This window comes from Kistimonas asteriae (genome assembly GCF_018263925.1).
Classification (GTDB): domain Bacteria; phylum Pseudomonadota; class Gammaproteobacteria; order Pseudomonadales; family Endozoicomonadaceae; genus Kistimonas; species Kistimonas asteriae.
The window spans coordinates 150,172-163,974 of sequence record NZ_JAEVHF010000001.1; the positions used below are offsets into that span (position 1 = coordinate 150,172).

The following is a 13,803-nucleotide window of genomic DNA, read 5'->3' on the forward strand; positions in this document are numbered from 1 at the left end:
AGGTTTACCGCGACATGCAGGCTCAGATTCTCGCCCTACCGGCACAGGATGGTCGCTCCATCAACACCTCATACTGGCATCTGGACACCCCGAAAGGGTTTGTGATCATCAACCATGGCATGGCCGAATATGCCGCGCGCTACGATCACCTGGCCCAGACACTCAACGACGCCGGCTACACGGTCATTGCCCACGACCACCGCGGCCACGGCCCGGAAACACCCACCGATAACATTGGCCATTACGCTGACAGCAGCGGCTGGGACCGGGTGCTGAGCGATGTCCAAACGGTCTACAGCTTCATCCGTGAACGCAGCCAGGGCCGCCCGGTGTTCATGCTGGGCCATAGCATGGGCAGTTTCATCACCCAGGCATTTCTGATTGTCTACCGTCCGCAGCTGACAGGCTGTATACTCTCGGCATCCAACTATGCGCCGCGCCCCCTGCTGCATGCTGGTCGCCTGGTGGCCCGCTTCGAAGCCATTCGCCAGGGACCAAGGGGCACCAGCCCGCTGATCAACGCCCTGACGTTCGGCGCATACAACCGGTCCTTTGCTCCGACCCGTACGGATTTTGACTGGCTCAGCAGGGATGCAGACGAAGTAGATACTTACATCCGCGACCCGTTCTGTGGTTTCTCCTGTACCAATCAGCTCTGGCTTGACCTGTTTGACGGACTCCTGTCGATCAATTCGGTTTCTGCCCTGAAAAAACTCGATTCCGGTCTACCCTTCTATGTGCTGGGCGGCGATCGCGATCCTGTGGGTGCTGCCGGCAAAGGACTGAAAAGGCTGTGTCACAAACTGAAAACTGCCGGCATCCAGGACGTAGAACTGGCGCTGTACCCCGGTGGCCGACACGAAATGTTTAACGAAACCAATAGCAAAGAAGTCCAGCAGCAACTGATTGCCTGGCTGGATGGCCGTTTGCAACAAGGAGCCCGAGGCGATGACTCTGCAGCGCTCGAACCCAGAGCCAAACCAGACCCTGCGGAACACCCCGTACGACCAACTGAAGATCGGCGATAAGGCCACCTACCAGCGTACACTGACCGAACGAGACCTGGTGTTGTTTGCCACGGTCTCCGGTGACTATAACCCCGTTCATCTGGATGAAACCTTTGCCGCCGGCACCCAATTCGGCGAGCGTATCGCCCATGGCATGTGGACAGGCTCGCTGATCTCTGCCGCACTGGCTATGGTCATGCCCGGCCCCGGCGGCATTTATGGCGGCCAGGAGCTGAAATTCCTGCGCCCGGTCAAGCTGGGCGACACCCTCACGGTGGAGCTGGAAGTTCTGGAGAAAAATGAACGCAGAAAGAAGGCACTGATCCGGACTGACGTCATCAACCAGCACGGAAAAGCCGTGGTGAAAGGGACTGCTGAAGTCATGCCTGCAACAGAGGATGTGTGCGTTGAGCGGGCTCACCTCCCCAATGTCATCATAGAAGGCATGTAACCTTCTGATGAAAGCTGGCAGCTCAGGCTGTCAGCTGTTCAAGATCAATCAACGTCGCCAATGCGTCCGCATTACTCACACCACAAACCGATTCATCGGCTGAAAACTGGCCACATACCAAAGGCCGCTCCGGCTTGCCAAATAACAGGCAGCGGTTTTGATCATCCAGCTGAATACAGCGTTCACCCGCAGGTTTGCCATTTGGCATACCGGGTATAGCGGTGGAAATTGAGGGGGCGATACAGCAGGCACCACAGCCAGCTCTGCAAATCATAGTCATCCGGTATTCAAAAGACGAGAATAGGAAAATACGAAGATTTTACAGATTTGCATACGATGGGTCGACTGAGAACAATCCCTAAAGGGGCAGACGGACACTACCATAATAACAATTTGAAATATAAAACTTCAAAATCAAGAAACTCATCAAAAAGCATTATTTGATTGACGATTCAGAGAAATTAAAATTGCTAGACTATTAAGATTAATAATGCTCAAGGAATCTTTATTGTGGGCACAAAGTTATTGAGCCAGAATCGCTTGGCAAACTATGCCAGGCAGGCACTGAGCAAATTCACAAAAACAGATAAAGCCAAATCCGGCAAGCAGAACACTCGAACAATTACCATTATTGATGCAAAAAAACAGATTCCAACTGAAACAACACATAATAAAAAAACACCAATCAGCGATCATACCAGCATACACGTCACCACACCTTCGCCCGAATCAGGCACAATACCCACCCCCGAAAACTTCAAAGGCGACATTAAAGATCACGAAGAGATCGTCAACTCCAGAAAAACCGAGAAAGATTCCATTGACATAACCATAGACAGACTATCAAAAAAGTCCGAATGGAAATTAATGAATAAAACCCTAACAAAGCGAGGTGGGGCAACAAGTAAAAAAGGTTTCAAAAAGATTATTGAATCAATGAAAAACATGTCATTCGCAGACAAACGTGACATACAACGAATGGCTCTTTTTGCCGCTGACAAATATGAAAAAAAACAATTTAATGAAGAACAAATGGCCGAATACATGGATGTATTCATGCAACGCTTTGATCACGAAAAGACACAACTACAACTAACGAGTGCGCGTACTGTTATCCACCAGAGCAATACAGACCCGTTGGCCATTGCACTCGAATTAATCGCCACCATACATGAACGCATAGAGAATAAATTTGCCGAATACTCAAACCATATCAAAAGAGAGGTACCTGTCGATCTATTTGGCTGGAAAGAAATAAACTATAAAATGCATGCTAACCAGATAGACCATGCTTTAATCAAAGCAATAAAACTGGAAATAAAAAACCTACCCAAAACAAACATCAACATTGGAACCACATTAATAACAACCGAAAAAATCGTTAACTCTTCTGTTAAAAGCCACATGGCTAATACTGCTTTTTCTGTTTGGATTAAAGAAATGCAAAAAGAAGGTAAATCCTTCGAAGAAATAAAAACAAAAACAATCAAAAAATTCGAAAAACGATATGACAGTATGACTAAAACACTTCTAAACCTGGATTTCAAATCTACAGAAAAGGCACTTAACGATAACAGAACATTATTCATAGAAAATATTACTAGAGAAGTACATGAAACATTAATTGAAAAGCACGGCATGAAACCAAGCAGTAAAGATATACTGAATCATGCTCCTGCCACGGAGCGTAAACAATTTGCTCCAGACATGACTGAAGCAGTCTCACTTGAAAAAGCAGAAAAGCAGAATGTTATGGATGACGCCACAGTAAGCGCCACCGCATCACATCGCTCATCCGTTGACGACACCTTCCTCGAAACACATCTGCCACGCTCTATCTTAAAAGAACTCGCAACAGAGTCATCAACAACCGCTGAAGAGTGGAGGGCATCAGGAAAGTTAAACAAACTTGAGCCAGAAAAAACTGAATTAGCAGACAAGGCAGAAGAGACCAATAAAACCACGAAAGGTGAGGAACAAAGTACAGAGTCGCTGCCCCAAAATACCACGCCCCCTATAAAAGAAAAACCTGCCCCAAACAAAAAGCCAACAGGGTTAACACTTAAAGGAAGTACAAAACAACAAGTGACAACCAACACAGAAACCCTGAAAGATGAACCAGCATACAAGAAAAAACCTGAACTTCCCAAAAAGCCAGATAAACACATACTGAATAGCATCGCAAAAACCAATGAGCCCTCACAAACAATCGCTCAAAAGGTAAAACCTGCACTCAAGCCAAAACCAAAATTCATCAAACAACCGGATGAATTAACATCCACAAGCACTGCAAAAGCACAAGAAACCAAAAAACCTGAAAATCAACAGGGTAAACCAGCATTAAAACCAAAACCTGTATTACCTAAAAAACAGGATGAATCAGAAAATCAAAGCACGATAAAAACACAAGAAACCCAAAAGTCTGAAACTCGATCAGCCAAGCCGCCTCTACCTAAAAAGCCAGCCAAGCTGACACAGGCACAACATCAAAAACCTGCCACATCAACAACACCGCTAAAAGAAAAGCAGGTCGAATCTGACGTCAAAGAACATTCAGGAAATGATAGCCAGCCCCATAAACCGGGAACGGTACAGCAAGATAAAAATGACCAAAATACAATTCCTCCTACCGTCACGGCTGATTTTATTGTGGCTAAAATAACAGGTCAGATCGAAGGCGAAGAATATAAACTCCAGGCGGAAGTAATGTCTGATGTACTGAAACTGGCAGGACAGCCCGACCAGTTGAGAAAACTACTGGAACAGCTTGATCAAGCCATGACGGCTGGCATAGACATTAAAGTGATTCGCGGGAAAGAGCAGTTCTTTAAAGATGAGTTGATTACACTCATTGACAACCAAAAAGCTAACGCGCTGAAGTCTAACCACAGAACAGGTATTCAGGTAAAACACTAAGAATAGGTAACAATAATATTCACGACAGTGTAAAGATGCTCTATTACATAGTTCACAGATGAGGATAAAAAGTATCAATACCTAAACATCAAGTGTAATTAGCTTTGGATTTGAACGCCGATGAAACACATCATATGGATGTGACAATAAACCAGTACTTTCAGGCTAACCCGTTTTCCAGTTTAATAGATTTCCTTTGTTAGAAGGCTTTTCTGTGCCTGCCACCTACTGCAAAAGAGCCATGCGAAAAGCCAACTATTAAGCGCATACCTTCCAAACGAAACTAATGCAGAACCTCGCCACCGGACAAAAAATGAATTGAAACATTGAACTAAAATGACAACGTTTCATTCTCACGGACAGGCAAAAAATAACATCTCATGATAAGCATGATATATAGCCTCTCACTTTAGAGGCTATATACTCCAGCGACAATGCCCTATATCAAACCGGGCTCAAATGACTTGCTTCAGAAAAGCCTGCAACCGTTCTGCCTGTGGATTATCAAAAAAGTCATCCGGCTTGCTATCCTCAAGCAGCTCACCAGACTCCATAAACATCACCCTGTCCGCCACTTCCCGGGCAAAACCCATCTCATGGGTCACGACAACCATTGTCATACCTGAGTTCGCCAGATCTTTCATGACATCCAGCACTTCACCGACCATCTCCGGATCCAGGGCACTGGTTGGCTCATCAAAGAGCATGATCCTGGGCTGCATGGCCAGCGCCCGTGCAATGGCGACACGCTGCTGCTGACCGCCTGACAACTGCGGCGGATAACTGTCTGCCTTCTCACTTAAGCCAACTTTCAACAGCAGTGCCTTGGCACGATCTTCCGCCTCCGCCCGGCTAAGTTTTCTGACTTTTTGCGGCGCCAGACAGATGTTGTCGAGTACCGTCAGATGCGGGAAAAGATTAAACGACTGGAACACCATCCCCACTTCTTCCCGCAAGGCATTGACATCACCAGGCGTGGTCAGGGAGATACTGTCGACAACAATTTCACCGTCATTGATGGTTTCCAGCTGATTCAGCGTACGCAGGAAGGTCGATTTTCCCGAACCGCTGGGGCCGACTACCACCACTACTTCGCTTTCAGCAATATCCGCCGACACCTGTTTCAGGGCATGCACCCCGTTGGGGTAGATCTTCTCGACCCCGGTTGCACGAATAATGTAATCAGTCACTGACGGCATACCTCACTTCCAGTTTACGCACCAGCAGACTTAACACGCCGGTAAGAATCAGGTAGCAGAGCGCCACACTGAACCACACTTCAAACGGACTGAAGGTTGAGCTGACCACTTCCCGCCCTGCCTTGGTCAGGTCAGTGATGGATATAACGGAAACCAGTGAAGAATCCTTGATCAGGTTGATAAACTGGCCGGCCAATGGAGGCAAAACACGCTTGAAGGCCTGAGGTAGAATCACGTAACGCATGGACTGATGCCAGCCCATTCCCAGGCTGCGGGCAGCTTCCATTTGTCCCCTGGAAATCGACTCTATGCCTGCTCGAACAATTTCAGCAATATAAGCGCCAGTAAATACCGAGAGTGCTATCACCCCGGCGGTAAAACGCTCCATATCCAGTACAGACCCCAGGAAGAAATAGACCAGGAAAATCTGCACGAGTAATGGCGTCCCCCTGACCAGCTCAATATAAAGAATGGCCAGTTTCTTCAACGCTGGATTATTGGATATACGAAAAAGCCCGGTGATGGTGCCGATAATAATCGCCATCACAATCGACACCAGCGACAACTGCATTGTCATCACCATACCGTCTACCAGTGGCCCGGCTTCCCAGTAAGTGATGGCCGCGAAGCTGTCACCTTCAAACACAAGATCCCCGTCGTCTGCAAAGAGCAACTGGGGCTGCATGGCTATCTGCACGGTATCGGGGTTATCGTCAGACACCAGCTGTACGGCACCGTTTTCACCCAGCGTAACGACGCCGTCAAATTCGGCGATATAGTCTTCCTGAGCCTGATAAAAGAGGTATTGCGGAATGCGCTCCCAGCGCCAGATATAATCTATGGACTGACTCGACTTGTAGATACCCAGGCCCGTCAGAAACACGATACCCAAAAACACCAGATTCCAGAGAAGCTGGTTAGGCTGTTTTTCCATCTGCTTCGGCTGGCCCGTCACGGGTTTACTTCCAAACACCGGATTGAAACTCTCCTGATTGGTTTGACCTGTCTCCCGCTACCCATCCGACTGGACAGGTAGCGGCGAACACTCAGGACTTATTTGAGTTTTTTCTGCCAGTCAGAGTTTGCGAACCAACGGTTGTAGATCTTGTCATAGGTACCGTCACCGCGGGTCTGGCGCAGGAAATTATTCAGCCAGTTGGTGAAATCAGGATCCCCCTTGCGAATGGCCCAGCCCAGTGGCTCATAGGTAAAAGGCTGGTCAATGTGCACCAGGTTTTTACCATTCTGTGCGGAATAGATCGCGTTATAGGGCAAATCATAGACAAAGGCATCCGCACGGCCGTTAACCACTTCCAGGGCACCATCAGCCTCAGTTTCAAAGAGACGCAACTCAGCCTTCGGCATATATTTCTTGATGGCGTAGTCACCGGTTGTACCCAGCTTGGAGATGACCTTGAACTTAGGATCATTCAGGTCCTTGTAGCTCTTGATCTCGCCTTCCAGCCCCTTGCGCAGCAGGATGGTCTGACCCACAACGATATAGGGATCAACAAAGTTCACCTGCAGGTTACGCTCGGCAGTCACCGTCATGCCGGACATGATGATGTCGAATTTATCGGTCATCAGTGCGGGAATGATGCCATCCCAGGCGGTATTGACGATCTCGAGCTTAACGCCCATGGCCTTGGCCATTTGCTTGGCAAAATCGACATCAAAACCGATGTACTTGCCATCCTTGCTGGTCATTTCAAACGGCATGTAGCCGGAGTCCAGCCCAACCCGAAGCACCCCGTCTTTCATGATACGGTTCAGCGCCGACTGCTCCCAAAGGCTGTTGCTGGACGCCCAGGCATTGCCCATCACGGCGACCAACATGGTCAGCATTAACGCAATCTTTCTCATTGTCTCACTCCGTCATTTTTGTTCTTTAATACCGAGACCTGTGCCCTGCCTGCGCTCCCCATGCAGACGACAACTGACATCCATTAATCACCCGGTCAGGCCAACATTGTACTGATACATACGTATAAATACAGACCATTTAGAAAGCAATATTCAGGCCCAAGCACAAAAATACCGTCATCGTTCACGCATAATCCTGAGGACAACCATCACATTTGCTCTATGATGCGTCATATGATCCTCACGAAAGACAGGTCTACTGGAAAAACAATAAACAGCGTGGAAACGAGACAGGGAATCACCATCAGAGAAATCTATTTCCCACATAAGAAATACCATTGCTCGTGACGATCAATTTCTGCGATTGATGCTTCTTTTTACTGCCAGCCGTGGTTACAGTGTATAAACGGTTTTTTCCAGTCTATAGCGGTCCTGGGTCTACCCATTCCTGTGCATGGGCTTCAAGGCTGGCTCCTCGCGTCTTCATCTGTCAGCCCTGTTCGTATATCGATAAAAACCCTGCTCAGCTGCACGCTGTACTCCTATGCTTTTGACACTTGCCGATTAAACAACTGAGCCCAGGGCTCAGGGTCACATTGCATACGTTTGTCTTTACACAACGAGGTTAGCCATGCATCAAGCCGACCTGGCGCTGCCAGTGTTAATTTTCACCGGTCTTTTCATGTTGACCACAGGCTCTGCCATCTGGCTCAAGTTCCTGCGGGTGCCTTATACCATCGGCCTGGTGGTGATAGGGATGGCGCTGGGGTTACTGGCCAAATATTCGGATTTTCTCGCCCCCGTGCTCCAGGTTGAGCTGACCCATGACCTGATTATGTACGTCATGCTCCCCGTACTGATTTACGATGCCGCGATCAACATCAAGCTGCCCATGCTGATCAAGGAGCTGGTACCGGTGCTGATGCTGGCCATTGTAGGGGTTGTCTTATCCACCCTGGTGGTTGCAGGCCTGATCGGCAATTACACACCCATGACGATGGCGGGAGCGCTCCTGTTTGGCGCCCTGATTTCCGCCACGGACCCCGTCGCTGTCATTGCCCTGTTCAAGGAAGTGGGGGCTCCCGAGCGCATGGCCCTGCTGATGGATGCAGAAAGCCTGTTGAATGATGCCACGGCCATTGTCATGTTTGGGATTGTCATGGCCGTACTGCAAACCGGACAGGGCTTTGGGCTGGATACCGCTTTCATGGCCATCTGGGATTTTTGCCGGGTCTTCTTTGGTGGTATTGCCGTTGGCGCCATTCTGGGCATCGCCATGCTGTTCCTGCTGCGTCTTGGCCATGCGATTCCCTATGTACAGATCTCCCTGACCACCATTCTGGCCTATTCCAGCTTCATCATTGCTGATCACGTGTTTGGCATGTCAGGCGTGATGTCCACGATCGCCGCCGGTATCGTCACCCGCACCTGGTCAAAAAAAGTACTATGCGAGCCCGTACAGCAATACCTTGGCCCTTACTGGGAATTCATGGCCTTTGTCGCCAACAGCTTTATTTTCCTGCTGCTGGGTATGCAGGAAGATTTCCTGTTCAAGGATATGGATCACCTTTACGAGAACACCCCCTTCCTGCTGCTGACCATTGCCGTGGTCTTGTTTGCCCGCTTCCTGGTTGTGTACCTGTTATTGCCCATCAGTAACCGGTTACCCAAAAGTTCCCCGGTTGATAACAAGGCCAAGGCCGTTATGTTCTGGGGTGGGTTACGCGGAGTCGTTCCCGTTGCTCTGATGTTGTCCATACCCGTCGATATGCCGGAACGGGGCGCGATCATTCATATGACATTGGCTGTGATTCTGTTCTCACTCCTGATTCAGGGAACAACGATTGAGCGCCTGATGGATTTTCTTAAGCTCAAGAACCCCTCCCGGTGAGGACACAGGATAACCGCACACGTTACGTCGAAACATGCACAGCGTGTTGGAGATAGTCTGAATGCTTACCTGCCCATCCGACGATGGGCAGGTATTTTGGCTCAAGAAAAGATGATTAATGATCAAGCGTAAGCATTAGCCCGCTTCAGAGTCATGCATTAGCTTACACAACATTTACTTTGTCATCGCCATACAATCTATTGAAAAAATATTTCGCACATACACTTTTCGACAAAATAAATAATTACACACCCATCCATTAACAGGTTTTTTTCCACAATTTAAACACAACAATAACAAAACCAAAAAACTGTTTAATTGTTCAATTTCACAATAATTAAACAAACACTGAAAACACTTTTCCATTAAGCATATTTCAATTTCAAATATATTTTCCACACATTTAGAAAAATCAGAAAATATTATCAACCCAATAAAAACAACATGATTATCCGCATAAGCCAGCGAATACATAGCCAGAACGCAAAAATTTCACCACAGCTATCCTTTGCCACAGATCAAAACTCAGACCTCTCAGCCATCGCAAAATACGCCCGCACTTGACTCAGGACAGAAAACCACTGACCGTCATATTGACCTGACGGGGAACAATAATCAGTTAACCATGCTTACTTAATAAAAAGCAGCACCAACTGATTTCAGCCAATTCTGCCTGAAAAACAATCGTTCCGTTGTTTAACAACAGCCCTGTTTATTGAAGCCATTCATTGACTGATTAGCCATTAAACCATGGAACGATCGGCTATTGGGATAAGAAAGAGGGAAGTCCTATGCCCACATCCATAAAGACCACGTCACAAAAACACCCCGCAACGTTTTATATTCTTCTGTTCTGGCAATTCTGGTGGGCTTTTTCATTTTATGGTTTATGGTCGTTGTTACCGGTTTATCTGAATAAATACCTGCAACTCAGTGAAGCGACATCCTTTGCCATCTTTGGCGGTTATACCGCCCTTGGCGCCGGCCTGCTCTTTATCGGTGGCTGGATTGCCGATAATTACCTCGGTGCCAAACGCAACCTGGTCATCGGTACTGCATTCCAGAGTATCGGTTATTTCCTGGTGGCGTTTTCCGCCGTCAACAAAACGACCCTGCCTTTGTTCCTGGGACTGGGGTTTGTCATCATTGGCCGCGCCACGGCCAGCACCTGCCCGCCAGTGGTACTCGCCAGCGCCTATGATGGCAAAGATGATCCTCGCCTGGATGGTGCCTTCACGTACCTGTACATGGTGAACAATGTTGGCTCCTTCACCACCATGCTGGTGATTCCGCCGATCGCCAGCAGCATTTCCATGACGCTGGCATTTGCGCTTTGCGGCGCCGGCATGGCGATCAACGTCATCGGACTGATCCTGATGCGTGGCCCCATGAGAAAAGCCGGTTCAGCGCCAGACCTTAAACCAGCTGGCGCCCGCAAGCTGGGTACCTTTACCGGGGGAGCCCTATTGGCCGTTGGCGCCGCCACCTACCTGCTGACCAACCTGCCGCTGGCACAGACCCTAATGGCTGTTTCCGCCATTGTCATCTGTGTGCTGATTGTCCGGCATATGCGCCAGGAGTCCCCGGCGGACCGCAAACGGATGATTGTCGGCATGGTGCTCATGCTGCAGGCGCTGGTGTTCTTTGTCCTCTACAACCAGATGCCCACCTCCCTGAACTTCTTTGCCATTAATAATGTGCAGCCCTTCGTATTTGGCTTTGAGATTGATCCGGTCCAGTACCAGTCTCTGAACCCATTCTGGATCATTGTGATCAGCCCTGTACTGGCGAAAATTTACAGCTACCTCGGCGCCCGTAACAAAGACCTGTCCATGCCGGGTAAGTACGCGCTGGGTATGTTGATCTGCGCTATTGCCTTCGGTTCTGCAGGTATTTCCAAATACTTTGCCGATGAAAATGGCATGGTGTCCGCCTTCTGGATCTTCACACCGAATTTCTTCTTTGCCATTGGTGAACTGCTGATCAGCGCCCTGGGCATGTCAGTGGTCGCCAAGCTGTTCCCGGTTCACATGCGTGCCTTCACATTTGGCGCCTGGAACATGACCCTGGCACTGGCTTCCATTGCCGGCGCTTGGGTCGCCGGGTTCTCGTCATCGGAAGGCAGCAACATCACCCCCATGGACAGCCTTCAGCTCTATGGTGACTACTTCATCATTCTGGGGGTTGTCACCGCAGTTATCGCCCTGCTGATTGCCTTCATGGTGCCGAAACTGAATCGCTTCATGGAACACCGGGAGGAAGAGCCAAGGAAAAAAGAGGATTCGCATGGCGAACCGGTGCCGGCCTGATTCAGTCTTCATCAATCGTAACGTTTCATAGATAACCGCGCCGGATTCACCCTACATCCGGCCAAGGGGAGAAGCATGTTTTATCAACGTAACAGCGGCTGGGAAACCACCAGCACCGAGCGAAAAGCCGATATTTTTGAATTCTGCGAAAGCTATAAAAACTACCTGGATACCGCTAAAACCGAACGCGAATGTGTCGCAGAAGGCATCCGTCTGGCGACAGCCCGGGGCTTTTTTCCCGCCGACAGCAAAGATACTTTTAAGCCTGGTGACAAAGTGTGGTTCAACAACCGGGACAAAAACCTGGTACTGGCGGTGATCGGCCAACAGGATATTACCGATGGCACTAACCTGGTGGTTTCTCACCTGGATTCCCCCCGCCTAGATCTGAAGCAGCATCCTCTGTACGAAGATACCGGCCTGGCCTTGATGAAAACCCACTACTACGGTGGCGTAAAAAAATACCAATGGGCTTCTCGCCCACTGGCACTGCATGGCGTGATTGTTCTGAAAAATGGCCACAAAGTGACCCTGACCATCGGCGAAAAGGCAGACGATCCCGTCTTTACCATTCCCGACCTTCTTCCACATCTGGATCAGCATGTACAGCGCGAGCGTAAAGCGTCAGAGGTGCTAAAGGGCGAAGAGATGAACATCTTGGTGGGTTCTATCCCCACCCCCATTGAAGACAAAACCATCAAGGATCAGGTCAAGCACACCGTCCTGAAAAAGCTCAATGAAGACTACGGCATAATAGAAGACGATTTCATCTCGGCAGAACTGCAACTGGTTCCGGCAGAAAAAGCGCGCGATGTTGGGTTGGATCGTGGTCTGGTGGGTGCTTATGGTCACGATGACCGTATCTGTGCCTACACCTCCATGCAGGCCATGCTGGACATGGACACTATTCCGGAGCGAACAGCCATTTGTTTCCTGGTCGACAAAGAAGAGATCGGGTCAACGGGCGGTACGGGGCTGCAATCCCGTTATTTGGACTATTTCATGGAAGAGATTGTTGGCAAATGCCGAAATGGGGACTTCTGCAGCCGGGCCACTCGCCAATGCCTGTGGCACTCACGGGCACTCTCTTCGGATGTGAATGCCGGTATCAACCCATTATTCAAATCTGTCCATGACGAACAGAACGCTGCGCGACTGGGCCATGGCCTGGTTCTGACCAAATACACTGGCTCTCGCGGAAAAGTCGCCACGAATGATGCTGATGCGGAATTTGTAGCAGAACTCCGTGCCCTGTTCGATGAAGCTGATATCAAATGGCAGACCGGCATGCTGGGCAAGGTGGATGAAGGCGGTGGCGGTACCGTGGCTATGTTCCTGGCCCATTATGGCATTCGCACCATTGATGCCGGTGCGGCCCTGCTATCCATGCACGCGCCGATGGAAATTGCCTCAAAATTTGATATTCACGAAATCTACCGAGCGTATCAGGCCTTTTATGACTGATCGTTTCATCGGTTATTAGACGCTAAATCTGGCAACGACTCCCTGAATTCATCCTGGTGAATCGTTGTCAGATAAAGCGCCCAAAACTGAACAACGGCCTCAGACATTTTGCACGGGATAAATGGGCAGGATGAGAGCCGGGTTTCCCCTGAGGTACTGCCTTTCCCATGCCCTGATAGTATTGAATCCAGAAATCCAGCAATACGCCGGTTGTCGGATCGAGGAAATTCATCGGCGTTTCCTCAAACAGGAAAACACCTTCATTGGCATGACAAAAGGCATCGACAACCAATTCGCTACAGTAATAGGAATCCTTTCGCTGGCCATAATCCCGGTTATACGGCATCCCCAGCCACTCCGCCGCCTTTCTGATTGCCCGGGGAATGCAGGATTGCCACTCGGGCTTCAGGCGACATGCCAGCACTCTGGGGTTACCTGCTGCATCCGTCACAGAGCCCGCCAGGAAATCCTGTACGGGTATGCAATGTACGCGAGGGCTGACCGCTTCAATCACATGATGCGAATCCACATAAAGCCCCACATGATCAATTAAGTAACCATCAATACCGGTACAGACTTGCCGTATCGCCTCGCAACCACAGGCGATCCCTGGCCGTTGCTGAAACAACAAATCTCCAGGCTGTAACAGGGTAATCTGCGCGGTCATAAGGGTCGGTGCGAAGCTGTGTTCTCAATAAGGTGG

11 protein-coding genes are annotated in these 13,803 nt (G+C 49.2%); 6 read left to right on the forward strand and 5 right to left on the reverse strand.

Going from position 1 to position 13,803, the window contains the following annotated elements; all coding sequences use genetic code 11:
* Positions 1–14 precede the first annotated feature (14 nt).
* Together KHS78_RS00710 and KHS78_RS00715 are read left to right on the forward strand one after the other, a co-directional pair.
* A complete protein-coding gene (locus KHS78_RS00710) occupies positions 15–1,028 on the forward strand; it encodes an alpha/beta hydrolase (protein ID WP_211824236.1) in 1,014 nt (337 codons plus the stop codon).
* The gene (locus tag KHS78_RS00715; RefSeq protein WP_211824238.1) at positions 949–1,458 is read left to right on the forward strand and encodes a MaoC family dehydratase; all 510 of its coding nucleotides are present in this window, start codon (positions 949–951) and stop codon (positions 1,456–1,458) included. The genes KHS78_RS00710 and KHS78_RS00715 overlap by 80 nt, the downstream gene beginning before the upstream one ends.
* A 22-nt stretch (positions 1,459–1,480) precedes the next feature.
* Here KHS78_RS00715 and KHS78_RS00720 read toward each other — a convergent pair whose 3' ends face one another.
* A complete protein-coding gene (locus tag KHS78_RS00720) occupies positions 1,481–1,732 on the reverse strand; it encodes a YkgJ family cysteine cluster protein (RefSeq protein WP_211824240.1) in 252 nt (83 codons plus the stop codon).
* 236 nt (positions 1,733–1,968) lie between these two features.
* On the opposite strand from KHS78_RS00720, the gene KHS78_RS00725 reads away from it, so the two are divergent.
* Positions 1,969–4,374, forward strand: coding sequence for a hypothetical protein (locus KHS78_RS00725; RefSeq protein WP_211824242.1), 2,406 nt, complete (start codon positions 1,969–1,971; stop codon positions 4,372–4,374).
* Positions 4,375–4,829: 455 nt separating this feature from the next.
* Here the strand turns inward: KHS78_RS00725 and KHS78_RS00730 are convergent, their stop codons facing one another.
* From KHS78_RS00730 to KHS78_RS00740, 3 genes are all read right to left on the reverse strand, one after another.
* Positions 4,830–5,573 carry an amino acid ABC transporter ATP-binding protein gene (locus KHS78_RS00730; RefSeq protein WP_211824244.1) on the reverse strand — a complete coding sequence of 248 codons (744 nt, stop codon included), beginning with the start codon at positions 5,571–5,573 and terminating at the stop codon, positions 4,830–4,832.
* Complete coding sequence (locus tag KHS78_RS00735; RefSeq protein WP_343216852.1) at positions 5,557–6,546, reverse strand: amino acid ABC transporter permease; 990 nt, start codon at positions 6,544–6,546, stop codon at positions 5,557–5,559. Before KHS78_RS00735 ends, KHS78_RS00730 begins: the two co-directional genes overlap by 17 nt.
* Positions 6,547–6,626: 80 nt before the next feature.
* Positions 6,627–7,436: a transporter substrate-binding domain-containing protein gene (locus KHS78_RS00740; RefSeq protein WP_211824246.1), complete on the reverse strand. Its 810-nt coding sequence runs from the start codon at positions 7,434–7,436 to the stop codon at positions 6,627–6,629.
* A 631-nt stretch (positions 7,437–8,067) separates the two neighbouring features.
* Here KHS78_RS00740 and KHS78_RS00745 point away from each other — a divergent pair.
* The 3 genes from KHS78_RS00745 to KHS78_RS00755 all read left to right on the forward strand — a co-directional run bounded on the left by KHS78_RS00745 (position 8,068) and on the right by KHS78_RS00755 (position 13,100).
* Positions 8,068–9,327: a cation:proton antiporter gene (locus tag KHS78_RS00745; RefSeq protein ID WP_211824248.1), complete on the forward strand. Its 1,260-nt coding sequence runs from the start codon at positions 8,068–8,070 to the stop codon at positions 9,325–9,327.
* Positions 9,328–10,118: 791 nt separating this feature from the next.
* On the forward strand, positions 10,119–11,636 hold the full coding sequence (locus tag KHS78_RS00750; protein WP_211824250.1) for an oligopeptide:H+ symporter: 1,518 nt from the start codon (positions 10,119–10,121) through the stop codon (positions 11,634–11,636).
* Positions 11,637–11,711: 75 nt separating this feature from the next.
* Entirely contained in the window at positions 11,712–13,100 is a 1,389-nt protein-coding gene (locus KHS78_RS00755) for an aminopeptidase (protein WP_211824252.1), read from the forward strand.
* Positions 13,101–13,167: 67 nt separating this feature from the next.
* Here the strand turns inward: KHS78_RS00755 and KHS78_RS00760 are convergent, their stop codons facing one another.
* Positions 13,168–13,767: a YiiX/YebB-like N1pC/P60 family cysteine hydrolase gene (locus KHS78_RS00760; RefSeq protein ID WP_211824254.1), complete on the reverse strand. Its 600-nt coding sequence runs from the start codon at positions 13,765–13,767 to the stop codon at positions 13,168–13,170.
* Between the last annotated feature and the right edge of the window lie 36 nt (positions 13,768–13,803).

Bases quoted from the DNA above. Each gene is read 5' to 3' on its own strand.
- KHS78_RS00710 (WP_211824236.1), top strand. From the start codon at position 15: ATGCAGGCTCAGATTCTCGCCCTACCGGCACAGGATGGTCGCTCCATC.
- KHS78_RS00715 (WP_211824238.1), top strand. From the start codon at position 949: ATGACTCTGCAGCGCTCGAACCCAGAGCCAAACCAGACCCTGCGGAAC.
- KHS78_RS00720 (WP_211824240.1), bottom strand. From the start codon at position 1,732: ATGATTTGCAGAGCTGGCTGTGGTGCCTGCTGTATCGCCCCCTCAATT.
- KHS78_RS00730 (WP_211824244.1), bottom strand. From the start codon at position 5,573: ATGCCGTCAGTGACTGATTACATTATTCGTGCAACCGGGGTCGAGAAG.
- KHS78_RS00740 (WP_211824246.1), bottom strand. From the start codon at position 7,436: ATGAGAAAGATTGCGTTAATGCTGACCATGTTGGTCGCCGTGATGGGC.
- KHS78_RS00745 (WP_211824248.1), top strand. From the start codon at position 8,068: ATGCATCAAGCCGACCTGGCGCTGCCAGTGTTAATTTTCACCGGTCTT.
- KHS78_RS00750 (WP_211824250.1), top strand. From the start codon at position 10,119: ATGCCCACATCCATAAAGACCACGTCACAAAAACACCCCGCAACGTTT.
- KHS78_RS00755 (WP_211824252.1), top strand. From the start codon at position 11,712: ATGTTTTATCAACGTAACAGCGGCTGGGAAACCACCAGCACCGAGCGA.
- KHS78_RS00760 (WP_211824254.1), bottom strand. From the start codon at position 13,767: ATGACCGCGCAGATTACCCTGTTACAGCCTGGAGATTTGTTGTTTCAG.